The 23057-nt window shown below is 68.4% G+C and carries 17 protein-coding genes, 1 tRNA gene and 1 pseudogene; 11 read left to right on the plus strand and 8 right to left on the minus strand.

Annotation, left to right across the window (positions count from 1 at the left end; genetic code table 11):
• Positions 1-114 precede the first annotated feature (114 nt).
• From BT364_RS00995 to BT364_RS01020, 6 genes are all read left to right on the plus strand, one after another.
• Entirely contained in the window at positions 115-585 is a 471-nt protein-coding gene (locus tag BT364_RS00995) for a PaaI family thioesterase (protein ID WP_072483125.1), read from the plus strand.
• A gap of 669 nt (positions 586-1254) precedes the next feature.
• Positions 1255-2472, plus strand: a complete 1218-nt coding sequence (locus BT364_RS01000; protein WP_072483126.1) for a branched-chain amino acid ABC transporter substrate-binding protein — start codon at positions 1255-1257, stop codon at positions 2470-2472.
• Positions 2473-2571: 99 nt separating this feature from the next.
• On the plus strand, positions 2572-3501 hold the full coding sequence (locus tag BT364_RS01005; protein ID WP_072483127.1) for a branched-chain amino acid ABC transporter permease: 930 nt from the start codon (positions 2572-2574) through the stop codon (positions 3499-3501).
• A gap of 5 nt (positions 3502-3506) precedes the next feature.
• Positions 3507-5300: a branched-chain amino acid ABC transporter permease gene (locus BT364_RS01010; protein ID WP_072483128.1), complete on the plus strand. Its 1794-nt coding sequence runs from the start codon at positions 3507-3509 to the stop codon at positions 5298-5300.
• Positions 5297-6259, plus strand: coding sequence for an ABC transporter ATP-binding protein (locus tag BT364_RS01015; protein ID WP_072483129.1), 963 nt, complete (start codon positions 5297-5299; stop codon positions 6257-6259). Before BT364_RS01010 ends, BT364_RS01015 begins: the two co-directional genes overlap by 4 nt.
• Positions 6256-6972, plus strand: a complete 717-nt coding sequence (locus tag BT364_RS01020; protein WP_072483130.1) for an ABC transporter ATP-binding protein — start codon at positions 6256-6258, stop codon at positions 6970-6972. Before BT364_RS01015 ends, BT364_RS01020 begins: the two co-directional genes overlap by 4 nt.
• 66 nt (positions 6973-7038) lie before the next feature.
• Here the strand turns inward: BT364_RS01020 and BT364_RS01025 are convergent, their stop codons facing one another.
• Positions 7039-7686 (minus strand): ANTAR domain-containing response regulator, encoded by a 648-nt coding sequence (locus BT364_RS01025; RefSeq protein WP_072483131.1) that lies wholly within the window; start codon positions 7684-7686, stop codon positions 7039-7041.
• 99 nt (positions 7687-7785) lie between these two features.
• Between BT364_RS01025 and BT364_RS01030 the strand changes: the two genes are divergently transcribed.
• Both BT364_RS01030 and BT364_RS01035 read left to right on the plus strand, forming a co-directional pair.
• Positions 7786-7860: transfer RNA gene (locus tag BT364_RS01030), tRNA-Leu, on the plus strand.
• 110 nt (positions 7861-7970) lie between these two features.
• The gene (locus BT364_RS01035) at positions 7971-8735 is read left to right on the plus strand and encodes a helix-turn-helix domain-containing protein (RefSeq protein ID WP_072483662.1); all 765 of its coding nucleotides are present in this window, start codon (positions 7971-7973) and stop codon (positions 8733-8735) included.
• A gap of 8 nt (positions 8736-8743) precedes the next feature.
• On the opposite strand, the gene pyk is transcribed toward BT364_RS01035, so the two are convergent.
• A complete protein-coding gene (gene pyk, locus BT364_RS01040) occupies positions 8744-10177 on the minus strand; it encodes a pyruvate kinase (RefSeq protein ID WP_072483132.1) in 1434 nt (477 codons plus the stop codon).
• Positions 10178-10301: 124 nt separating this feature from the next.
• Entirely contained in the window at positions 10302-11000 is a 699-nt protein-coding gene (locus BT364_RS01045; protein WP_072483133.1) for an SIMPL domain-containing protein, read from the minus strand.
• A 181-nt stretch (positions 11001-11181) separates the two neighbouring features.
• On the opposite strand from BT364_RS01045, the gene BT364_RS01050 reads away from it, so the two are divergent.
• The gene (locus BT364_RS01050) at positions 11182-12993 is read left to right on the plus strand and encodes a bifunctional metallophosphatase/5'-nucleotidase (RefSeq protein WP_072483134.1); all 1812 of its coding nucleotides are present in this window, start codon (positions 11182-11184) and stop codon (positions 12991-12993) included.
• Between the two features lie 69 nt (positions 12994-13062).
• Here BT364_RS01050 and BT364_RS01055 read toward each other — a convergent pair whose 3' ends face one another.
• The 3 genes from BT364_RS01055 to pepN all read right to left on the minus strand — a co-directional run bounded on the left by BT364_RS01055 (position 13063) and on the right by pepN (position 18620).
• Positions 13063-14481 (minus strand): lysine N(6)-hydroxylase/L-ornithine N(5)-oxygenase family protein, encoded by a 1419-nt coding sequence (locus tag BT364_RS01055; protein WP_072483135.1) that lies wholly within the window; start codon positions 14479-14481, stop codon positions 13063-13065.
• A complete protein-coding gene (locus tag BT364_RS01060; protein WP_256259548.1) occupies positions 14478-15923 on the minus strand; it encodes a pyridoxal phosphate-dependent decarboxylase family protein in 1446 nt (481 codons plus the stop codon). Before BT364_RS01060 ends, BT364_RS01055 begins: the two co-directional genes overlap by 4 nt.
• 192 nt (positions 15924-16115) lie before the next feature.
• A complete protein-coding gene (gene pepN / locus BT364_RS01065) occupies positions 16116-18620 on the minus strand; it encodes an aminopeptidase N (RefSeq protein WP_072483136.1) in 2505 nt (834 codons plus the stop codon).
• Positions 18621-19088: 468 nt separating this feature from the next.
• On the opposite strand from pepN, the gene BT364_RS01070 reads away from it, so the two are divergent.
• The gene (locus BT364_RS01070; RefSeq protein ID WP_177327994.1) at positions 19089-19844 is read left to right on the plus strand and encodes a hypothetical protein; all 756 of its coding nucleotides are present in this window, start codon (positions 19089-19091) and stop codon (positions 19842-19844) included.
• Here the strand turns inward: BT364_RS01070 and BT364_RS01075 are convergent.
• Both BT364_RS01075 and BT364_RS01080 read right to left on the minus strand, forming a co-directional pair.
• On the minus strand, positions 19789-20115 hold the full coding sequence (locus BT364_RS01075; protein WP_079179303.1) for a chorismate mutase: 327 nt from the start codon (positions 20113-20115) through the stop codon (positions 19789-19791). The two genes, BT364_RS01070 and BT364_RS01075, sit on opposite strands and share 56 nt — an antisense overlap.
• Before the next feature lie 30 nt (positions 20116-20145).
• Positions 20146-21021 (minus strand): annotated as a pseudogene (locus tag BT364_RS01080) (helix-turn-helix domain-containing protein); the annotation flags it as partial.
• Positions 21022-21242: 221 nt separating this feature from the next.
• Here BT364_RS01080 and BT364_RS01085 point away from each other — a divergent pair.
• Positions 21243-23048, plus strand: coding sequence for a glycoside hydrolase family 35 protein (locus tag BT364_RS01085; protein WP_072483138.1), 1806 nt, complete (start codon positions 21243-21245; stop codon positions 23046-23048).
• Positions 23049-23057 lie beyond the last annotated feature (9 nt).

Raw genomic sequence — 23057 nt, forward strand, 5'->3', positions numbered from 1 at the left:
CCCGGGGCGGCCGCACGGCCACCGGACAGGCCTAAGCATCCGCTCAGTCGTCTGATAAGAACGGTGCACACAGCATCGAAGCCGTGAACCACCGCAGACGATCGGAGCCGGCCCATGGGCGAGCACACCGCACCCAAGTTCCCCCAGGAGATCATCGACGAGTACGCCGCACTCGGCGTCGACCTGCCCGCACTCTTCTCCGCCGGCCACCTCGGCGAACGCATGGGCGTCACCATCGTCGAAGCCTCCGCGGACCGCGTCGTCGGCACCATGCCCGTCGAGGGCAACACCCAGCCCTACGGACTCCTCCACGGCGGCGCCTCCGCCGTCCTCGCCGAGACCCTCGGCTCCATCGGCTCCATGCTCCACGGCGGCGTCACCAAGCTCGCTGTCGGTGTCGACCTGAACTGCACCCACCACCGCGGCGTACGCAGCGGACTCGTCACCGGCGTCGCCACCCCCGTACACCGCGGCCGCTCCACCGCCACGTACGAGATCGCCATCACCGACGAACAGGACAAGCGGGTCTGCACCGCACGCCTCACCTGCATGCTCCGCGACGCCCCCCGGCCCGACGCCGCCTGACGGACCGGAACACACACCGAACACACCGCGGCACCACTGCCCGGCCGGAACACGATCCGGCCGGGCAGCGTCATTCCCGCCCGCAACCGCCCGTCCAACACCGGGAATTGGCAATGGAAAACGCCAACTCCCTTGACCCGGAACACCGTTGTGTGGCCAACTCGGCACCCCCACACGCACCGGCCCGCACTCCACGCACACAACACCGCGTCGACCACATCACCACCGACGTGACACTGCGTAACCGGCATCCGATCCGCGGACGCCCCCACGCGGCCCCCGAGCCCGGCCCCCGCAGCCGCCGGGCACCTCGCCATGCCCTCGCGCACCGCACCCCTCCCCACCTGGCACGACAGCACCATGATCGACTCAAGCCCCTTAGCAGAGCTGCGCGTTCTCAGAATGTGGTCACTTCACCGTCCGGTAAAAAGCCGTACATGTCCGCACAGCCACCTCAAGCCTTGCTCAACGGCATAACAAGACAGTCACATCCTGCGGCGGACCCATCCCCGACCCCCACACCTGCGCCTAGAGTCACCGCCAGTCACCGCGCCGCCGGGCGCGTCTGCAGCACGGCCCTGTACCACCCAGTACGGCCCGGCGAACGACACGGCACCTCAAGCAGAGGAGGCCGCGCCAGGGAAAGGACCTTTCGTGCGACACCGTTCTTTGCTCATACTCACCACCGTGCTCACGACCGGAGCACTGACCCTCACCGCCTGCGGGTCGCGCGACGACAGCAAGAAGAGCAGCGACAGCGGCGGCACCCAGACCGTCGTCATCGGCGTCGACGCGCCCATCACCGGCGACCTGTCCGCCCTCGGCCTCGGCATCAAGAACTCCGCCGACCTCGCCGCCAAGACGGCCAACAAGGAAAACACCGTCCCCGGCATCAAATTCGAGGTCAAGCCCCTCGACGACCAGGCACAGCCCTCCGTCGGCCAGCAGAACGCCCAGAAGTTCATCGACGACGACACCGTCGTCGGCGTCGTCGGCCCCCTGAACTCCGGCGTCTCCCAGTCGATGCAGAAGCCGCTCAACGACGCCGGCCTCACCCAGGTCTCCCCCGCCAACACCGGCACCGAGCTCACCCAGGGCGAGAACTGGAAGACCGGCGACAAGAAGCGCCCCTTCAAGACCTACTTCCGCACCGCCACCACGGACCAGATCCAGGGCGCCTTCGCAGCGAAATACCTCTTCAACAACGCGAAGGTCAAGCAGGTCTACCTCATCGACGACCAGAAGCCCTACGGCGCCGGTCTCGCCGCCTCCTTCAAGAACACCTTCACCACCCTCGGCGGCAAGATCGTCGGCTCCGACCACGTCAACCCCGACGACCGCGACTTCAACGCCGTCGTCACCCAGGTCAAGAAGTCCGGCGCCAAAGCCGTCTACTACGGCGGCGAATACCCCGCCGGCGCACCCCTGAGCCAGCAGCTCAAGGACAGCGTCCAGATCCCCCTCATGGGCGGCGACGGCATGTACAGCGCCGACTTCATCAAGCTCAACAAGAAGGCCCAGGGCGACATCGCCACCTCCGTCGGCAAGCCCGTCGAGGAACTCGACTCGGCCAAGAAGTTCATCGCCGACTACAAGACCGCCGGATACAAGGACGCCTACGAGGCCTACGGCGGCGGCACCTACGACGCCACCTGGTCGATCATCGAAGCCGTCAAGATCGCCGTCGCCGACAACGGCGGCAAGCTCCCCAGCGGCGACGACGCCCGCGCCAAGGTCCTCGCAGCCATGGCCAAGGTCAAGTTCGACGGCGTCACCGGCCCCGTCTCCTTCGACGAATACGGCGACACCACCAACACCATGATGACCGCCTACCAGGTCAACGGCGGCAAGTGGACCTCCAAGCTCAGCGAGGCCTACAAGCCGTAACAAGCTCCCGGGCCCACGCCTGACCCCCCAGACCGCGCGGGAGCGCCACCAACGCCCCCGCGCGGTGCCATATCCGAACCACTCCACGGAGGCCCTGCGGTGAACGAACTGCCGCAACAGCTGGCCAATGGACTCATCCTCGGCGCGATGTACGGACTCATCGCGATCGGCTACACGATGGTCTACGGAATCATCCAGCTCATCAACTTCGCCCACGGCGAGATCTTCATGATCGGAGGCTTCGGAGCTCTCACCGTGTACCTCTGGATGCCGGCCGGTGTCTCCCTCCTCGCAATCATCCCCCTCATGATCATCGGCGGCGTCATATGCTCCGTCGCCGTCAGCGCAGCCGCCGAACGCTTCGCCTACCGGCCCCTGCGCAACGCCCCCCGACTGGCCCCGCTGATCACCGCGATCGGACTCTCCCTCGCACTCCAGCAGGCCATCTGGAAGTGGTACCCCGACGCCAAGAAGGACCGCTCCTTCCCCCAGTTCAAGGGCGAAGCGATCGACATCTTCGGCGCCCACATCCAACGCGGTGACCTCTTCGTCCTCATCACGGCACCCATCTGCATGATCGCCCTCGGGCTCTTCGTCTCCAAGACCCGCTCCGGCCGCGGCATGCAGGCCACCAGCCAGGACCCCGACACCGCCAAACTCATGGGCATCAACACCGACCGCATCATCGTCATGGCCTTCGCCATCGGTGCCGCGTTCGCCGCCGTCGCCGCCGTCGCCTACGGGCTCAAGAACGGCCAGATCGGCTTCAAAATGGGCTTCATCATGGGCCTCAAAGCCTTCACCGCAGCCGTACTCGGCGGCATCGGCAACATCTACGGCGCCATGCTCGGCGGCGTCGTACTCGGCATCGCCGAATCCCTCGCCACCGGCTACATGAGCAACGTCCCCGGCATGGACCTCTTCGGCGGCGGCGCCTGGAAGGACGTATGGGCCTTCGTCCTCCTCATCATCGTCCTGCTGCTCCGCCCCCAGGGCCTGCTCGGCGAACGCGTCGCGGATCGGGCGTGATACGGATGACCACCAACCACACCACCACACCCGGCCCCGCCCCCTTCCTGCCGATCCCCACCGCAGCGGCCCGCATCGGCACCACCGCAGGCGCCGCCGTCGCCCTCGCCGGCACCTTCCTCGCCTGGACCTGGACCGACGAATTCCCCGGCGACCTCACCGTCACCGGCTACCCCGGCGGCCTCCAGGTCCTCACCCTCATCAGCGCCGCACTCACCCTGCTCCTCACCCTGTCCGGGTACGGCATCCGAGGCCTGCGCTGGCTCACCCCCGGCGGCACCAACAGCCCCGCCCGCCTCCTCGCCCTCGGCACCCTCGGCACCACCGGCTACACCATCGGCGCCATCGCCTACGACCTCGGCGGCATCGTCAACCTGGAACCCGGCGCCTGGGTCAGCGGCATCGGCGCGCTCATCGCCGCCGTCACCGCACTCGGACTCCCCGGCGACCAGCCACTCGCCGACACCGAAACCACCGCCTGGCAACGCTTCCGCAACAGCCTCGGCGCCCCCCAGGCCCCCCGCCCCAAAGCCCTCCCCTCCTGGGCCGAAATCCTCATCATCGTCGCCGCGTTCGGCATCGGCCTCTACGTCTTCGCCTACGGCATCGACACCGACTACACCGAACTCTTCATCGGCTTCCTCATCACCGTCGGCTTCGCCTTCACCGCACTCCACCGGGCCGGACTCGTCTCCCGCCTCACCGCACTGACCGCGAAGCACCGCAACATCACCCTCGCCGCAGCCCTCGTCGCAGCCGTCTGCTTCCCCTTCACCCAGCAGAAAGAGGAATACGCGCTCATCGGCGCCAACATCCTCATCTTCGGCACCGTCGCACTCGGCCTCAACGTCGTCGTAGGCCTCGCCGGCCTCCTCGACCTCGGATACGTCGCCTTCCTCGGCGTCGGCGCCTACGCCGCCGCCCTGGTCTCCGGCTCCACCATGTCGGCCATCGGCGTCGAATTCCCCTTCTGGGCCGCCGTCCTCACCGGCGCCGGAGCATCACTCGTCTTCGGCGTACTCATCGGCGCACCCACCCTGCGACTGCGCGGCGACTACCTCGCCATCGTCACCCTCGGCTTCGGTGAAATCTTCCGCCTCACCGTCAACAACCTCAACGGCAACAGCGGACCCGACCTCACCAACGGCTCCCAGGGCATCCCCAGCATCCCCGACCTCAACTTCTTCGGCTTCGACTTCGGCCTCAAACACAACATCCTCGGCTTCGACCTCGGCAGGTCCGCCAACTACTACCTGCTGATGCTCGTCTTCACCGCCGTCGTCGTCCTCGTCTTCCGCCGCTCCGGAGAATCCCGCATCGGCCGCGCCTGGGTCGCCATCCGCGAGGACGAAACCGCAGCCACCGCCATGGGCATCAACGCCTTCCGGCTCAAACTGCTCGCCTTCGCCCTCGGCGCCACCCTCGCCGGACTCGCCGGAACCGTCCAGGCACACGTCAACTACACCGTGACGCCCGAGCAGTACCAGTTCGCCGGCTCCGTACCCCCCAACTCCGCCTTCCTCCTCGCCGCCGTCATCCTCGGCGGCATGGGAACCCTCAGCGGCCCCCTCGTCGGCGCCGCACTGCTCTACCTCATCCCGGCCAAACTCCAGTTCATGCAGGACTACCAGCTCTTCCTCTTCGGCATCGCACTCATCCTCCTGATGCGCCTGCGCCCCGAAGGACTGGTCGCCGACCGCAGGAAGCAGCTCGAATTCCACGAGAACGACCAGCCCGACGTACCGGAACCACAACAGTCCGAAAAGACCGGCGCCGGCGTCGCCAAGGCGGGGGCGTGACCACCATGACCACCACGAAGACCGCCACCACCGTCCTCGACGCCAGCGGCGTCACCATGCGCTTCGGCGGCCTCACCGCCGTACGCAACGTCGACCTCACCGTCAACGCGGGCGAGATCGTCGGCCTCATCGGCCCCAACGGAGCCGGCAAGACCACCTTCTTCAACTGCCTCACCGGCCTGTACGTCCCCACCGAGGGCACGGTCAGCTACAAAGGCACCGTCCTGCCGCCCAAGCCCCACCTCGTCACCCAGGCAGGCATCGCCCGCACCTTCCAGAACATCCGGCTCTTCGCCAACATGACCGTCCTGGAAAACGTCCTCGTCGGACGCCACACCAGGACCAAGGAAGGCCTCTGGTCCGCCCTCCTGCGCCTCCCCGGCTTCACCAGGGCCGAGCAGGCCAGCCGCGAACGCGCCATGGAACTCCTGGAGTTCATCGGCCTCGCCGACAAGGCCGACCACCTCGCGCGCAACCTCCCCTACGGAGACCAGCGCAAGCTGGAAATCGCCCGCGCCCTCGCCAGCGACCCCGGACTCCTCCTCCTCGACGAGCCCACCGCCGGCATGAACCCGCAAGAGACCCGCGTCACCGAAGAACTCATCTTCGCCATCCGTGACCAGGGCATCGCCGTCCTCGTCATCGAGCACGACATGCGGTTCATCTTCAACCTCTGCGACCGCGTCGCCTGCCTCGTCCAGGGCGAGAAGCTCGTCGAAGGCACCGCGACCGAGGTCCAGAGCGACGAACGCGTCGTCGCCGCCTACCTCGGCACCCCCTTCGAAGGCGCCCCCGGCGCCGAAGAAGCCGCCGAGGTCGAAGCCGCCGAGGTCGAAGCCGCGGAAGCCGGAGCCGCGCAGGCGGGCACCGCCAAGACCGCAGCCACCACCGACACCAGCACCGGCACCGGCACCAGCACCAGCACCAGCACCAGCACCGAGGAGGAGGACACCCGATGACCGCACTTCTGGAGGTCGAGGACCTCCGCGTCGCCTACGGCAAGATCGAAGCCGTCAAGGGCATCTCCTTCACCGTCGAAGCCGGCCAAATCGTCACCCTCATCGGCACCAACGGCGCCGGCAAGACCACCACCCTGCGCACCCTCTCCGGCCTGCTCAAGCCGGCCGGCGGCCGCGTCGTCTTCGACGGCAAACCGCTCACCGACGTACCCGCACACAAGGTCGTCTCCCTGGGCCTCGCCCACTCCCCCGAGGGACGCCACATCTTCCCCCGGCTCACCATCACCGAGAACCTCCAGCTCGGCGCCTACCTCCGCAACGACAAGGCAGGCATCGAGAAGGACATCCAGCGCGCCTACGACCTCTTCCCCATCCTCGGGGAACGCCGCAAGCAGGCCGCCGGAACCCTCTCGGGCGGCGAACAGCAGATGCTCGCCATGGGCAGGGCCCTCATGTGCCAGCCCAAACTCCTGATGCTCGACGAACCCTCCATGGGCCTCTCCCCGATCATGATGCAGAAGATCATGGAGACCATCGTCGAGCTCAAGGCCCAGGGCACCACCATCCTGCTCGTCGAACAGAACGCCCAGGCCGCGCTCTCCCTCGCGGACCAGGGCCACGTCATGGAGGTCGGCAAGATCGTCCTCTCCGGCACCGGCGCGGACCTCCTCCACGACGAGTCCGTCCGCAAGGCGTATCTCGGCGAGGACTGACGCACACGAGGAAGGCCCGCGTCCCGGATGTCCGGGACGCGGGCCTTCCTCGTACTCGCGTACGACCTACTCGGCCGCCTTCTTCTTCTCCTCGGCATCCTCGATCAACGCCTCGGCAAGCTGCTGCATCGACAGCCGGCGGTCCATCGACGTCTTCTGGATCCACCGGAACGCGGCAGGCTCGGAGAGCCCGTAATCCGTCTGCAGAATGCTCTTCGCCCGGTCCACCAGCTTCCGCGTCTCCAGCCGCTGCGCGAGATCCGCGACCTCGGACTCCAGCGCCTTCAGCTCCGCGAACCGCGACACCGCCATCTCGATGGCCGGCACCACGTCGCTCTTGCTGAACGGCTTCACCAGATACGCCATCGCCCCGGCATCCCTGGCCCGCTCGACGAGATCGCGCTGCGAGAACGCGGTCAGCATCAGGACCGGCGCGATGGACTCCTCGGCGATCTTCTCCGCCGCGGAGATCCCGTCCAGGACCGGCATCTTCACATCGAGGATGACCAGATCCGGCCGGTGCTCCCGAGCAAGCTCGACGGCCCGCTGCCCGTCCCCGGCCTCGCCGACGACCGCGTAGCCCTCTTCCTCCAGCATCTCTTTGAGGTCGAGACGGATGAGCGCCTCGTCCTCGGCGATGACGACGCGGGTCGTCAGCGGCGGAACGTGCGACTTGTCGTCGTCGGCGGGCTGGGGCGACTCGGGCGTGGTCACGGGGCTCCTTGATCAAGGCAGGGGTACTGCTGCCAAGAGCCTACCCAGCTGCGGTAAGGTGGTCGGGCAGCGGGTCGGGGGAAACCTACGATTCAGCGAGCCCCGGTAGTCCAATTGGTTAGAGACAATGGATTCAAAACCCATACAGTGTCGGTTCGAGTCCGACTCGGGGTACTTTTCCTTCGATTCCAAGGCCGCCGAAGAATGGCTAGGCTTCACGTGAACGTGTGAATGCTGGCTTGTTCCGCCTCCAGGTTGCCTGGATACCGGACAGGCTCGGCCTGGTGTACGACCTTGATACGCGCAAGCGCGCTCTGGCCCTCGTCGCGCAGGGTTTCAGCCAGAACTCCGTAAGCAAGCAGACCGGCATCTCGCGCGCCGCAATCCGTTCGTGGCAGACACGAACAGATCCCCTCGGCAGGGGGCGCGCTGCGGGCTGTCCGCGGTGCAGCGACATGCCGAGTGATCCTGAAGTCCCCGCTGCGTACGCCTACTTGCTGGGCCTCTATCTCGGCGACGGCTGCATCAGCTCTAGCAAGAGGGGCGTGCATTTCCTCCGTATCGCCTGCGCCGACAGCTGGCCCGGTCTCATCGACGCTTGCGCCGAAGCCATGCAGCTCGTGCGCCCCGGCAACAAGGTGTTCCGAGTTCAGCGTCAGGGCTGCCAGAACGTGACCTGCTACAGCAAGCACTGGCCGTGTCTCTTCCCCCAGCACGGCCCCGGCAAGAAGCACGAGCGCACGATCTCTCTCGAACCCTGGCAACAGCGGATCGTGCGTACCCACCCCTGGGAATTCATCCGCGGTCTGATCCACTCCGACGGATGCCGAGTCACCAACTGGACCACGAGACTCATCGGTGGCGAGCAAAAACGCTACGAGTACCCCCGGTACTTCTTCACCAACTTGTCAGCCGACATCCTGGGACTGTTCACCGATGCCCTGGACCTCGTCGGCGTTCACTGGAAGCAGGCCAACAGCCGGAACATCTCCGTCGCCCGACGGGCGTCCGTCGCGCTGATGGACGCCCACGTCGGGCCGAAGTACTGACGACCGGCCTACTTCGGGCTGTCGTCCTCGCCGATGCGGTGCACCCGCACCAGGTTCGTCGAGCCCGGGACGCCCGGCGGGGAGCCGGCCGTGATGACGACGACGTCGCCCTTCCGGCAGCGGCCGATCCTCAGCAGCTCCTCGTCGACCTGGGCGACCATCGCGTCCGTCGAATCCACATGCGGGCCGAGGAAGGTCTCGACGCCCCAGGTCAGGTTCAGCTGGGAGCGGGTGGCCGGGTCGGGGGTGAAGGCGAGGAGCGGGATGGGCGAGCGGTAGCGGGAGAGGCGCCGGACCGTGTCGCCGCTCTGGGTGAAGGCGACCAGGAACTTCGCGCCGAGGAAGTCGCCCATCTCGGCCGCCGCGCGGGCCACCGCGCCGCCCTGCGTGCGGGGCTTGTTGCGGTCGGTCAGGGGCGGGAGGCCCTTGGTGAGGATGTCCTCCTCGGCGGCCTCGGCGATGCGGGACATCGTGCGGACCGTCTCGATGGGGTACTTGCCCACGCTGGTCTCGCCGGAGAGCATCACCGCGTCCGTGCCGTCGATGACCGCGTTGGCGACGTCGGAGGCCTCGGCGCGGGTGGGGCGGGAGTTGTCGATCATCGAGTCGAGCATCTGGGTGGCCACGATGACCGGCTTGGCGTTGCGCCTGGCGAGTTTGATCGCGCGCTTCTGGACGATCGGCACCTGTTCCAGGGGCATTTCGACGCCGAGGTCGCCGCGGGCGACCATGATGCCGTCGAAGGCGGCGACGATGCCGTCGATGTTCTCGACGGCCTGGGGCTTCTCCACCTTGGCGATGACGGGGAGGCGGCGGCCCTCCTCGTCCATGATGCGGTGGACGTCCTCGATGTCGCGTCCGCTGCGTACGAAGGAGAGGGCGATGATGTCGGCGCCGGTGCGCAGGGCCCAGCGGAGGTCTTCGATGTCCTTCTCGGAGAGTGCGGGGACGGAGACGGCGACGCCGGGGAGGTTGAGGCCCTTGTGGTCGGAGACCATGCCGCCTTCGATGACGGTGGTGTGGACGCGGGGGCCGTCGACTTCGGTGACTTCGAGGGTGACGCGGCCGTCGTCGACGAGGATGCGTTCGCCGGTGGTGACGTCGGCGGCGAGGCCGTCGTAGGTGGTGCCGCAGGTGTGGCGGTCGCCTTCGACGGGTTCGACGGTGATGGTGAAGTTGTCGCCGCGTTCAAGGAGTACGGGGCCTTCGAGGAAGCGTCCGAGGCGGATCTTCGGGCCTTGAAGGTCGGCGAGGATGCCGACGCTGCGTCCGTTCTCGTCGGAGGCCTTGCGTACGTGGTGGTACCGCTCTTCGTGTTCGGTGTAGGTGCCGTGGCTGAGGTTGAGGCGGGCGATGTCCATTCCCGCTTCGACCAGTGCCTTGATCTGGTCGTATGTGTCGACGGCGGGGCCCAGGGTACAAACGATTTTTGCTCGGCGCATGGTTCGACCCTAGACCTTACCTACGGGTAGTTGATTGGTGTGCCGTGACTGCTCAACGACCTTTGGGTGAAGGGTTGTTGACAAGTGTTGAATTGTGCGGCGGGGTGCTCGGATGAGCATTTTTCTAGAGTTTTGGCGGTGACATGAGGAAGCGGGCGTTGACCTGGGCGTAGACGGTCTGGCGTTGTGGTTCGAGGTCGAGGGCGGGTGCGGGTTCGGGTGCTGCTCCGCCGAAGGCAGCGCGGCCGCGCATGGCGCCGGGTGCGGGGAGGGCGGCCGGGGCGGCGTTCTCCGCGCCGAGGTCGGCGAGTTCGACGAGGGCGGTGAGCTGGGCGCCGAGGGCGTCGGCGTATTCGCGGGCGCGTTGGACGGCTTCGTGGACGGCTTGGCGGCGGGCGGTTCCGTGGGCGGGTGAGTCGGGGCGCAGGCCCCACCAGGGGCCGTTGACGCGGGTCATTTCGAGGTCGGCGATTCGGGTGGTCAGTTCGCCCAGTGCGGTGAAGTCGTTGAGGACGGCGGTGATGTGGACGCGGCCGTGGTAGGCGTGGATTTGTTCGTTGCGGCCTTTCTGGGTGAGTTCGGGCGTGATGGAGAATGCGCCGGTTTCGAGTTTTTCTACGGCTTGTCCGTAGGAGCGTGCGAGTTCGAGGACTTGGTTGTTGCGGCGGGTGAGGTCTTCGAGGGCGTTGCGGCGGTCCTTGCCGCGGGTGGTGACGGTGATGCCGATGCGGGCGATTTCGGGGTCGACTTCGAGGCGGGCTTCGCCTCGGACAGCGACGCGGGGGTGTTCGGGGGTGCCGTAGGACGGTGGGGTGTTGGTCATGGGTCCACTGTCGCATCCGGGTCCGACAGCGGGTGGTCATCAGATCGAAACCCGCAGGGGGTGTTGCCGGGTGTGGCTCCTGGGTCATTATCTACGCGCGTTGTGCGCGGTGGTCCTTGTTGTCGGGGAGCTGCGTCGTGCGAGTACAGAGCTGCGTGAGAACTGAGATGTGGGAGACGAAATGCCGCTGAACCGTAGGACGTTCCTGGGCACATCGGCGGCCGCCGGTGCGGGTGTGGCGATCGCGGGGGGTTCCGCGGTGCCTGCCACGGCTCATGGTCATGGCCATGGGCACGGTCATGGGCGTCCGCCGAAGCGGTACTCGTTCACGGTGATGGGCACCACCGATCTGCATGGGAATGTCTTCAACTGGGACTACTTCACCGACAAGGAGTTCGACGACAAGGCGCACAACGATGTCGGCTTGGCGAAGATTTCCACGTTGGTGGATCAGGTGCGCCGGGAGAAGGGTCGTCGTAACACGTTGATGATCGATGCGGGCGACACTATCCAGGGCACCCAGTTGTCGTACTACTACGCCAAGATCGATCCGATCACGGCGAAGCGTGGTCCGGTGCATCCGATGGCTCAGGCGATGAACGCGATCGGGTACGACGCGGCGGCGCTGGGCAACCATGAGTTCAACTACGGCATTCCGGTGCTGCGGAAGTTCGAGGAGCAGTGCGACTTCCCGCTGCTGGGGGCGAACGCGCTGGATGCGAAGACGTTGCGGCCGGCGTTCGCTCCGTATGTCATCAAGCGGTTGCGTACTCCGCACGGCCGGGATGTGAAGGTCGCGATTCTGGGGCTGACCAATCCGGGTGTCGCGATCTGGGACAAGGCGAATGTCAGCGGGAAGATGGTGTTCCCGGGGCTGGAGGAGCAGGCGGCGAAGTTCGTGCCGCGGCTTCGTTCGATGGGTGCGGATGTGGTGATCGTCTCGGCGCACTCGGGGAGCAGTGGTACGTCGTCGTACGGTGATCAGATTCCGTACGTGGAGAATGCGGCGGGTCTGGTGGCCGAGCAGGTGCCGGGGATCGACGCGATTCTGGTCGGGCACGCGCACCAGGAGATCCCCGAGTATTTCGTGGAGAACAAGCGGACCGGCAAGAAGGTGGTGCTTTCGGAGCCGTTGAAGTGGGGGCAGCGGTTGACGCTGTTCGACTTCGATCTGGTGTGGGAGAAGGGCCGCTGGGTGGTGGAGAAGGCGGGTTCGCAGGTGTTGAACTCCAACACTGTGGCGGAGGACCCGAAGATCACGGGGCTGCTGGCGGACGAGCACAAGAAGGTGGTGGCGTACGTCAATCAGGTCATCGGTACGTCGACGGCGGCGATGGCGACGGCGGAGGCGGCCTGGAAGGACGAGCCGATCATCGATCTGATCAATGTGGTCCAGGCGGAGACGGTGAAGGCGGCGTTGGCGGGTGGTGCGTATGCGGCGCTTCCGGTGCTTTCGCAGGCGTCGTGTTTCTCGCGTACGGCGCAGATCCCGGCCGGTGATGTGACGATCAAGGATGCGGCGGGTCTGTATCCGTTCGAGAACACGCTTGAGGCACGTCTGCTGACGGGTGCGCAGCTGAAGGATTACCTGGAGTTCTCGGCGCGGTATTACGTGCAGACTCCGGTGGGTGCTCCGGTGGACACGGCGAAGTTGACGAATGCGGACAGCACTCCGGATTACAACTATGACGCGGTGTCGGGTCTGACGTACGAGATCGATATTGCGAAGCCGAATGGTTCGCGGATCGTGAATCTTTCGTTCGGGGGGAAGCCGATCGATCCGGCGGCGGAGTTCGTGCTGGCGGTGAACAATTACCGGGCCAGTGGTGGCGGTAACTTCCCGCATGTGGCGGGTGCCGAGCAGTTGTGGGCGAATTCGGAGGAGATCCGTAACACGATCATTGCCTGGGTGCAGGCGAAGGGTTCGGTGGATGGTGCGCAGTTCGCTTCGGTGGACTGGCGTCTGACGCGTGAGGGCACGCCGGTGTTCTAGCCGGTTGTTCTGGTGGGCGGCCGTTTTCTCCTTCGGGAGGGGGCGGCCGCCTTCTGTGTGTGGTGGGTGTCAGGTGTTCCGGGCGAGGGGGATGAGGTCGGGTCCTTGGGTGGGGACGCAGGGGTTGTGGGGGGTGAGGCCGAAGGTGGTGAAGGCGGTGCGTTCGGGGAGGGGGTAGGGGTTGGTGCCGGTGAGGTCGTTGAGGATGGTGGCGCTGCGCCAGGCGGCGAGTCCGAGGTCGGGGGCGCCGACGCCGTGGGTGTGGCGTTCGGCGTTCTGTACGTAGACGTTGCCGGTGACGGTGGGGTCGAGGACGAGGCGGAACCGGTCGTCGATGCGGGGGCGTTCGGAGGCGTCGCGGCGCATGTAGGGGTCGAGGCCGGTGAGGATGCGGTCGAGGGGGCGTTCGCGGTAGCCGGTGGCGAGGACGACGGCGTCGGTGGTGAGTCGGCTGCGGGTGTTCTGTTGGGTGTGTTCGAGGTGGAGCTCGATGCGGGTGTTGGCTACGCGTCCTGCGGTGCGTACGGAGACGCCGGGGGTGAGGGTGGTGTCGGGCCAGCCGCCGTGGAGGGTGCGGCGGTAGAGCTCGTCGTGGATGGCGGCGATGGTGTCGGCGTCGATGCCTTTGTGGAGTTGCCATTGGTGGGGGACGAGTTCGTCGCGTACGGATTCGGGGAGGGCGTGGAAGTAGCGGCTGTAGTCGGGGGTGAAGTGTTCGAGGCCGAGTTTTGAGTACTCCATGGGTGCGAAGGCCTGGGTGCGGGCGAGCCAGTGGAGGTTTTCGTGGCCTGTGGGGCGGGCGCGCAGGAGGTCGAGGAAGATTTCGGCGCCGGATTGTCCGGAGCCGATGACGGTGATGTGGGGGGCTTCGAGGAGTTCTTGTCGGTGGTGGAGGTAGTCGGCGGAGTGGATGACGGGGACGTTCTCGGCTTCGGTGAGGGGTTTGAGGGGTTCGGGGATGTGGGGCTCGGTGCCGATGCCGAGGGCGATGTTGCGGGTGTGGGCGCGGCCGAGTGCTTCGGCTTCGCCTTCGTTGTCGAGTTGGGTGAAGTCGATTTCGAAGAGTTCGCGTTGGTTGTTCCAGCGGACGGCGTCGACCTGGTGGCTGAAGTGGAGTCCGGGGAGCTGGTCGGTGACCCAGCGGCAGTAGGCGTCGTATTCGGCGCGTTGGATGTGGAAGCGTTCGGCGAAGTAGAAGGGGAAGAGCCGGTCGCGGCTGCGTAGGTAGTTGAGGAAGGTCCAGGGGCTGGTGGGGTCGGCGAGGGTGACGAGGTCGGCGAGGAAGGGGACTTGGAGGCTGGCTCCGTCGATGAGGAGGCCGGGGTGCCAGTGGAAGGCGGGGCGTTGTTCGTAGAAGGCGGCGGTGAGGGGGCGGGGGTTGGCGGGGATGCCGTGGGCGAGGGCGGCGAGGGAGAGGTTGAAGGGGCCGATGCCGATGCCGATGAGGTCGTGTGGCTGGTCGGTGTCGGGGGTGGGCAGGTCGGTCATCGGGGGGTGTTGCCTTCCGCGAGGTCGTTGGCGAGTTGGTTGACGAGGTCGAGGAGTGTGCGGAGGTGGTCGGGGGTGGTGTGGGGGTTGAGGAGGGTGGCTTTGAGCCAGAGGCGGTTGTCGGTGTGGGCGCGGCCGAGTACGGCTTGGCCGCGGGTGAGGAGGGTGCGGCGGATGGTGGCGACGGTGGTGTCGTCGGCGTCGGTGGGGCGGAAGAGGACGGTGCTGATGGTGGGGCGGTCGTAGAGGTCGAGGGTGGGGGTTTTGGCGATGAGGTCGGCGAGGTGGTGGGCGGTGGTGAGGGTGCGGTCGATGAGGTCGGCGATTCCGGTGCGGCCGAGTGCCTGGAGGGTGACGGCGATCTTGAGGGCGTCGGGGCGTCGGGTGGTGCGCAGGGAGCGGCCGAGGAGGTCGGGGAGGCCGGCTTCGGTGTCGTCGTCGGCGTTGAGGTAGGGGGCTTGGTGGTGGAGTGGGTCGAGGTGGTGGCGGTGGGGGACGGCGAGGATGCTTGCGGGGGCGGGTTGCCAGCCGAGTTTGTGCAGGTCGAGGGTGACGCTGTGGGCGCGGTCGAGGCCGTGGACCTTGCCTCGGTGGGTGGGGCTGAAGAGGAGGGGGCCGCCGTAGGCGGCGTCGATGTGGAGTTCGGCGCCGTGGGTGGCGCAGAGGTCGGCGATGTCGGCGAGTGGGTCGATCTGGCCGGTGTCGGTGGTGCCGGCGGTGGCGGTGACGAGGAGGGGGTGGTCGTGTCGGGTGAGGGCTTCGTCGAGTGCGGCGAGGTCCATGACGCCGGTGGGGGCGGGGATGACAACGGGTTGGGGGAGGCCGAGGAGCCAGGCGGCGCGGGTGATGCTGTGGTGGGCGTTGGCGGCGCAGATGGTCTGTACGGGGCCGTTGCGTTCGCGGGCGAGGAGGAGGGCGAGTTGGTTGGCTTCGGTGCCGCCGGTGGTGATGAGTGCGTCGGGGGTGGGTTGGTGGGGGTAGATCTCGGCGGCGAGTGCGGCGGTGGTGTCGGCTTCGAGGGCGGAGGCGGCGGGGGCCTGGTCCCAGGAGTCCATGGAGGGGTTGAGGGCGGAGGCGGCGAGGTCCGCTGCGGTGGCGAGGGCGAGGGGTGGGGTGTGGAGGTGGGCGGTGCAGAGGGGGTCGGCGGGGTCTGCGGCGCCTTCGGTGAGGGCGGTGACGAGGGTGCGCAGGGCGTTGTGGGGGCCGGTGCCGTGGTCGGGGATGAGGGGGTGGGTGGCGGTGCGCATCCGTGGGGTGACGGCGTCGGGGCCGCCGGCGGGGAGGGGGCCGTCGCGTCGGTGGGCTCCGTCGTGGAGTGCGGTGAGGACGGTGTCGATGAGGGGGCGCAGGGCGGCGGGGCCGGTGGTGGTTCCGGCGAGGGGTGGGGGTGGGGTGGGCATCGTGGTGGGCCCTTCGGGTGCGCGCGGGGCATGGGTGGACATGCCAGCTTGTCCGGGTTTCCGGGGGCGCGGCCGGGGAGCCGGGTGAGGTGAACTCGAAAGGGGGACGGGTGGTGGGGTGTGGGGGTGTTGGGGTGGGTTCCGGTGGTATGGGTGCGGCGGTGGACATGGGTGTGCCCGGCGTCCCCCTGTGTGGTGGGGTGGCGCCGGGCACGGGTGGTGCGGTGTTGTGGGTCAGTGGGTGTTGCGTACGTGGAGGGCGCGGCGCAGGTCGTCGATCTGGTCGGTGAGCTTGCGGTGCAGGGCGGGGATGAGGGCCTTGTCGTTGAGGGCTTGTTCGCCGAGGTGGAGGTTGTCGGTGTCCACGGCGTACGTGGGGAAGGCGTAGCGTCCTGCGGCGTCGGCGATGGCGGGTCCCCGGCGGGCGGCGAGGCGGGTGGCCTCGGGGTAGTAGCGGGGGACGTATTCGCTTACGAGGTCGGCCTGTTCGGGCTGCCAGAAGCCTTGGGCGGTGGCGGTGAAGAGGTAGTTGGAGAGGCTGTCGTCGTTGAACAGGGCGTTCCAGGCGGTGGTCTTGGCCTCGGGGGTGGGGAGGGCGGCGCGGCAGCGGGCGGCGCCTTCCTGGCCGGTGGCGCTGGGGTCCTGTTCGAGTTCGGCGGCGATGGTGGCTTCGTCGGTGGCGCCGAGGACGGCGAGGCGGGTGAGGATGCGCCAGCGCAGTTCGGGGTCGAGTTCGGGTCCGCCGGGGACGGTGCCGTTGGTGAGCCAGTCCTGGATGGTGTCGGGCTGGGTGGCGGCGTCGATGAGGTGGCGTACGGCGATGAGGCGGAGGCCGGGGTTGTGGCCGTCCTCGGTGCGGCGGATGAGGTCGCGGCAGAGGGCGGTGAGGGTGGCGAGGGCGGCGGGGCGGTGTTCGGGGGTGAGGTAGCGGCGGGCGATGTGGGTGTCGGCGAAGGCGAGTACGCCCTGGGCGAGGGCGAGGTCGGTTTCGAGCGGGAGGTGGGTGCGGGCCGCTTCGAGGTAGGTGGTGGGGGCGAGGTCGCCGTCGCGGACCATGTCGCGGGCGGTGTTCCAGACGACGGCGCGGGTCAGGGCGTCGGGGATGCCGGAGAGGCCGGTGGCGACGGTTTCCCAGGATTGGGTGTCGAGGCGGATCTTGGCGTAGCTGAGGTCGCCGTCGTTGAGGACGAGGAGTGCGGGGCGGCGGCCGGGGCGTGCTTGGGGTGTGCCGTTCTGGGGGACGTCGATCTCGTAGCGTTCGCGCAGGACGAGCCGGTCGGTGCCGGTGTGGGTGTCCGGGGCGTGGTCGTAGGCGCCGACGGCGATGCGGTGGGGGCGGCTGCCGTTGTGGTGGACGCCGAGGGTCCAGGTGCTGTCGGTTTCCTCGATGTGGGAGGTGAGGGTGTCGACTCCGGTGGTGCGCAGCCAGGCTTCGGCCCAGGCGTGGACGTCGCGGTCGGTGGCCGATGCGAGGTTGTCGATGAAGTCGGCGAGGGTGGCGTTGGCGAATTTGTGGCGGGCGAAGTGGGTGTTGATGCCGGCCAGGAAGTCCTTCTCGCCGAGCCAGGCGACGAGTTGGCGCAGGGCGGATGCGCCCTTGGCGTAGGAGATGCCGTCGAAGTTGAGCATTGCGGACGCGGTGTCGGGGACGGCGTCCGGGTCGGGTGCGACGGGGTGGGTGGAGGGGCGCTGGTCGGCGTCGTAGCCCCAGCCCTTGCGGGCGACGCCGAAGTCGACCCAGGTGTCGGTGAAGCGGGTGGCTTCGGCGAGGGTCTGGTAGCCCATGTATTCGGCGAAGGACTCGTTGAGCCAGATGTCGTCCCACCAGGCGAGGGTGACGAGGTCGCCGAACCACATGTGGGCCATTTCGTGGGCGATGACCATGCCGCGGGTCTGGCGTTCGGTGTCGGTGACGGCGGAGCGGTAGATGAACTCGTCGCGGAAGGTGACGAGGCCGGGGTTCTCCATGGCGCCGGCGTTGAATTCGGGTACGAAGGCCTGGTCGTAGGAGTCGAAGGGGTAGGGCTCGTCGAACTTCTCGTGGAAGCGGTCGAAGCAGGCCCGGGTGATGTCGAGGATCTCGTCGGCGTCCGTGTCGAGGTGGGGGGCCAGTGAGCGGCGGCAGTGGATGCCGAAGGGCAGTCCGGCGTGTTCGGTGGTCACGGAGTGCCAGGGGCCGGCGGCGACGGCGACGAGGTAGGTGGAGATCAGCGGGGTGGCGGCCAGGGCCCAGTGGCCGTCGCCGCGGTGTTCGGCGATGCCGTTGCCGAGGACGGTCCAGCCTTCGGGGGCGGTGACGGTGAGTTCGAAGACGGACTTGAGGTCGGGCTGGTCGAACGCGGCGAAGACGCGCTGGACGTCTTCCATGAAGAGCTGGGTGTAGACGTATGTCTCGCCGTCGGTCGGGTCGGTGAAGCGGTGCATGCCTTCGCCGGTGCGGGAGTAGCTCATGGCGGCGTCGATGCGCAGCTCGTGGGTGCCGGGGGTGAGTGCGGTGAGCGGGAAGCGGTTCTCGACGAGGTCGGCGGGGTCGAGGGGTTGTCCGTCGAGGCTGATCGAGCGCAGGGTGGCCGGCTTGAGTTCGACGAAGGTGTCTCCGGCCGCGGCTGCGGTGAACTGGATGACGGTGCGGGAGTCGAAGGTCTCCTCCCCCGCGGTCAGATCGAGGTCGATCGTGTACCGGTGTACGTCGAGGAACTGGGCTCGGGTCTGCGCTTCGTCGCGCGTCAGTACGGACATGCGTCCATGCTGCCGTACGCGGTGGGCGCGCCGCAGGCGGGTTCTCCCACGGCTGAGTGGTATGGGGTCGGGGGCTCGGAGGGGGCGCCTATTTCTGGTCGCCGCGGAAGTTGCGGTACTCGTCGTTCATGAGGTCCCAGAAGGACCGGTAGCGGACGGCGCCGGGCAGGCAGTGGGCGAGGGCCTGTCTGAGTATTCCTTTCGTCGCCCGGAGGGCGGCTTCGCGGCGTCTGGTGCGTGCTCTCGGCGTGCCGGGCGCAGACCCTCGTACTGGATGTACTTGGGTCTACGCCCGGTGCGGCGAGAGTGCGTGCCAGGCGTCGCGCCCGGCCCGTTGCAACCGTGCGTGCGGCTGTCGCGTCCCGCGTTGCGGCGGGGCATGCGGCCTCGTGGTGGGCGGGGGTGCCGGAGCGGATGGGGCGGGTCGTGTTCGGAGCGGTGGCGGGGCGGGGTGGGCGGCGGTGGGTTGTGGGGGTTGTGCCGTGGGGTGTGGCGGCGGGTGCGGTCGCCTGGTGTCTGGTGGGGAGTTGGCGGGCGGCGCGTCTGGAGAACTATCCCTGGAACGTCTGGACTCCGATCGGTTACGGAGCGGTCAAGGGGGTGTTCCTGGGGCTGCTGGCGGGTTGGTGTGCCGTGGTGGTGCTCCGGGTCGTCCCGGTGGCCTGGTGGAGGGAGCGCGGCGGGGTCGCGGTGGTGCGGTTCGCGGGGCTCGTCCTCTCGGGAGGGCTGCTGGGTGGTCTGGTGCCGGGGACCGTCCGGGACTTCATGGGTGAACCGCAGCCTCGGACCCTGTACTACTTCGACGGGCCGAGGCCGGAATCGGAGTGGTACTGGCGGCCGTTGCTGTCCGAGTGGCTGATGTGCACGGTGCTGCCTGCGCTCGGCTGTGCGGTGCTGCTGGCCGTGGGTGCCCTGGTGTCCGTCCGGTCCTCGCGTCCTGAGCGGTTCGGCTGGGCGGTGCCGGCCCTGGTGGGGGTGGGTCTGTTGTTCCTGCCCGACTGGGCGGCTTCCGGGGCGCCCGAACCCGTGGGCAACGGCGATCACGTCAATGAGTCGGCGTCGGCCGGGCTCGTCGTGCTGGCCACGGGGCTCGGGCTGCTGGTGAGTGCCTGGGTGGTGTGGTGGAGGCGCAGGCCGCGCCGGCCGGTGGGTCCTGCGTCCCCGGGGCTCACGCCTCCCCGTTCGTCGCCGATTCCTCCGCGATCCGTTCGTGGTGGCGGATGACCTCCGCCACGATGAAGTTCAGCAGCTTCTCGGCGAAGGCCGGATCCAGGTGTGCGCTCTCCGCCAGCTGCCGCAGCCGGGCGATCTGCCTGCTCTCGCGGGCCGGGTCGGCCGGGGGGAGCTGGTGGGCGGCCTTGAGGTGGCCGACCTGCTGGGTGCATTTGAAGCGCTCGGCGAGCATATGGACAACAGCGGCGTCAATGTTGTCGATGCTCTCGCGCAGCCGGGTCAGTTCCGCGTTCACGGACTCGTCGATGTCCCTCGTGGTCATGGTCAGCGAGCTTAGACCGACCGGGCCCAGCGGGGTGATCGTCGGTGGGTTCCCGGGGTCCGGGACCTGGTCGCTCCAGCCGCCCGGTACGTTGCGGCCCTGCTGTTCGCGGAAGCGGACCGGTGCGGTGCCGACCCGGCGGGCGAAGAGGCGGGAGAAGTACGCCGGGTCGTCGTAGCCGACGCGTCGGGCGACGGCGGCGACCGGCAGCTCCGTGGCGGCGAGGAGTTCCTTGGCGCGGCCGAGCCGGATGCCGAGGAGGTAGTCCTTGGGGCTGCACCCGGCGCTCCGCCGTACCGCCGTGCGCAGTTCGGCGGGTGTCATGCCGTTCCGGGCGGCGTGCTCGGCGACGGACAGTGGCTGGAAGGCGTCGCGGGCGAGGGCCTGGAGTACGGGGTCGCCGTCGGGGCTGACATCGGCGCGGGCCCGGCGCAGGGCGACGAGGAGTTCGTGGACGGCGGCGCCGGTCTCGACCTCAAGGAGCGGGTTGCCGCGCCGTGCCGCGCGTACGATCCGTCCGATCGCGGCGCGGGGGCCCGCCGTGTCGGCGAGCGGGACGAGCGGGCGGTCGGGCTCGATGTAGCCGAGTTCGGTGTAGGTGGCGGTGGCGGGGCCGGTGAAGTCGACGAAGCTCTCGTCCCAGCCGGTGCCGGGGTCGGCGCCGTAGTGGTGCGGGGTGCCGGGGGTGAGCCAGATCAGGCTGGGCGTGGTGACGGGGATCCGGCGGCCGTCGGGTCCGGTGAACCAGCCGCTGCCGGAGTTGATGACGACGGCCACGTGGTGGTCGAGGGTGCGTGGGCCGACGGTGGGCAGCGCGCCGTGCTGGAGTCCCACGCCCAGGCAGACGAGGCCCAGCCGGTGGTGGAGCGGGCTGGGAGTGAAGAAACGCATCCAGGTGTGGTACATCGGCCTTCCTTCCTCCCTTTTTCTCGCATTGATCCGAACAGTTGGTCCGAACAATTGTGTCCAAACAGCAGTGATCTTTGTCCATGGACCGGCAGGACGCCAGGGGGAGAAGCTGGGACGCAAGATTCCTCCCGGGTTCGCCCGCTCCGTGGTGCGTGCCGTCGTACGGGCCCGGGGCCGTACGGCTCCGGGGACCACACGCACAGGAGAGTACGAGCACGATGGCTGACTTCACCGTGGGGGACGACCACTTCCGGCTCGACGGGAAGCCCGTACGGCTGCTGTCGGGGGCCCTGCACTACTTCCGGGTGCACGAGGCGCAGTGGGATCACCGGCTGTCGATGCTGCGCGCCATGGGGCTGAACTGTGTCGAGACGTATGTGCCGTGGAATCTGCACGAGCCGCGGCCGGGCCGGTTCCGGGACGTGGCGGCGCTCGGCCGGTTCCTGGACGCGGCGCAGCGGGCCGGGCTGTGGGCGATCGTCCGCCCGGGGCCGTACATCTGTGCCGAGTGGGAGAACGGTGGTCTGCCGGCCTGGGTGACGGGGCGGTTCGGCCGGCGGGTGCGGTCGCGTGACGCGGAGTACCTGGGTGCCGTGGAGCGGTGGTTCACGGCGCTGCTGCCGCAGGTGGTGCAGCGGCAGATCAGCCGCGGCGGGCCGGTGATCATGGTCCAGGCGGAGAACGAGTACGGGAGTTTCGGCTCCGATCAGGTCTACCTCCAGCGGGTGGCCGGGATGCTGCGTGAGCGCGGGGTGACCGTGCCGCTGTTCACCTCCGACGGGCCGGAGGACCACATGCTCACGGGCGGTTCCGTGCCGGGGCTGCTGGCCACGGCGAACTTCGGCTCGGGTGCGCGCAAGGCGTTCGAGGTGCTGCGCCGCCATCAGCCGAAGGGGCCGCTGATGTGCATGGAGTTCTGGTGCGGGTGGTTCGAGCACTGGGGTGCCGAGCCGATCGTGCAAAAGCCCGCGCAGGCCACCGAGGCGCTGCGGGAGATCCTGGAGTGCGGGGCGTCGGTGAACATCTACATGGCGCACGGCGGGACGAACTTCGCCGGGTGGGCGGGGGCGAACCGGTCCGGTCCGGTCCAGGACCAGGACTTCCTGCCGACGGTGACCTCGTACGACTACGACGCGCCGATCGACGAGTACGGCCGTCCCACGGAGAAGTTCCGGCTGTTCCGCGAGGTGCTCGCCGAGTACGCGGACGGGCCGCTTCCGGAGCTTCCGCCGGAGCCCGCCGGGCTTGCGGTTGCGGTGCGGGCGGAGCTGACGGAGCGGGCGCCGCTGGATGCGGTGCTGGAGGCGCTGGGTGACGAGGAGGCGGCGCCGTCCGGTGTGCCGCCGACCTTCGAGGAGCTGGGGGTCGACCGGGGTCTGGTGCGCTACCAGGTGGGTGTGCCGGGCCCGCGCCAACCCTACGAGCTGAGTGCGGCGGGGCTCCGGGACCGGGCCGTGGTGTACGTGGACGGGGTCCGGGCGGGTGTGCTGACCGAGGAGAACTGCACCCTGGACGAGCCGGTGGCCGGGCCTGCGGAGGTCGAGCTGTGGGTGGAGTCGCTGGGCCGGGTCAATTACGGGCCGCGGCTCGGTGAGCCCAAGGGGATCACGGGCGGGGTGCGGCACGAGCGGCAGTATCTGCACGGGGTGCGGGCGCGGGCGCTGCGGCTGGAGGCGTTCGAGGAGCCGGACGCGGTGGCGAAGGTGGCGTTCGGCGGTGCGGAGGGGGCCGGGGCGACCGGGCTGTTCCGGGGGACGTTCGAGGTCGCCGGGGTGGAGGGTACCGGGCATGCGGGGCTCGAACTGCCGGGCTGGACGCGTGGGTTCGTGTGGGTGAACGGCTTCGGCCTGGGCCGCTACTGGTCGGTGGGCGCGCAGCGGACGCTGTACGTGCCGGGGCCGGTGCTGCGGGAGGGCGTCAACGAGGTGTGGGTGCTGGAGCTGGAGGGCGCGGGCGCGCCGTACGCGGAGCTGGGTCCGGGGGTGCCCGTCCGGACGGGCACCCCCGGGGATGTTCAGGTGTGATTCAGGAAC

It is taken from the genome of Streptomyces atratus (genome assembly GCF_900119365.1).
Taxonomy (GTDB): Bacteria; Actinomycetota; Actinomycetes; order Streptomycetales; family Streptomycetaceae; genus Streptomyces; species Streptomyces atratus_B.

Bases quoted from the DNA above. Each gene is read 5' to 3' on its own strand.
- BT364_RS00995 (WP_072483125.1), top strand. From the start codon at position 115: ATGGGCGAGCACACCGCACCCAAGTTCCCCCAGGAGATCATCGACGAG.
- BT364_RS01010 (WP_072483128.1), top strand. From the start codon at position 3,507: ATGACCACCAACCACACCACCACACCCGGCCCCGCCCCCTTCCTGCCG.
- BT364_RS01020 (WP_072483130.1), top strand. From the start codon at position 6,256: ATGACCGCACTTCTGGAGGTCGAGGACCTCCGCGTCGCCTACGGCAAG.
- pyk (WP_072483132.1), bottom strand. From the start codon at position 10,177: ATGCGCCGAGCAAAAATCGTTTGTACCCTGGGCCCCGCCGTCGACACA.
- BT364_RS01045 (WP_072483133.1), bottom strand. From the start codon at position 11,000: ATGACCAACACCCCACCGTCCTACGGCACCCCCGAACACCCCCGCGTC.
- BT364_RS01050 (WP_072483134.1), top strand. From the start codon at position 11,182: ATGCCGCTGAACCGTAGGACGTTCCTGGGCACATCGGCGGCCGCCGGT.
- BT364_RS01055 (WP_072483135.1), bottom strand. From the start codon at position 14,481: ATGACCGACCTGCCCACCCCCGACACCGACCAGCCACACGACCTCATC.
- BT364_RS01060 (WP_256259548.1), bottom strand. From the start codon at position 15,923: ATGTCCACCCATGCCCCGCGCGCACCCGAAGGGCCCACCACGATGCCC.
- pepN (WP_072483136.1), bottom strand. From the start codon at position 18,620: ATGTCCGTACTGACGCGCGACGAAGCGCAGACCCGAGCCCAGTTCCTC.
- BT364_RS01075 (WP_079179303.1), bottom strand. From the start codon at position 20,115: ATGACCACGAGGGACATCGACGAGTCCGTGAACGCGGAACTGACCCGG.
- BT364_RS01085 (WP_072483138.1), top strand. From the start codon at position 21,243: ATGGCTGACTTCACCGTGGGGGACGACCACTTCCGGCTCGACGGGAAG.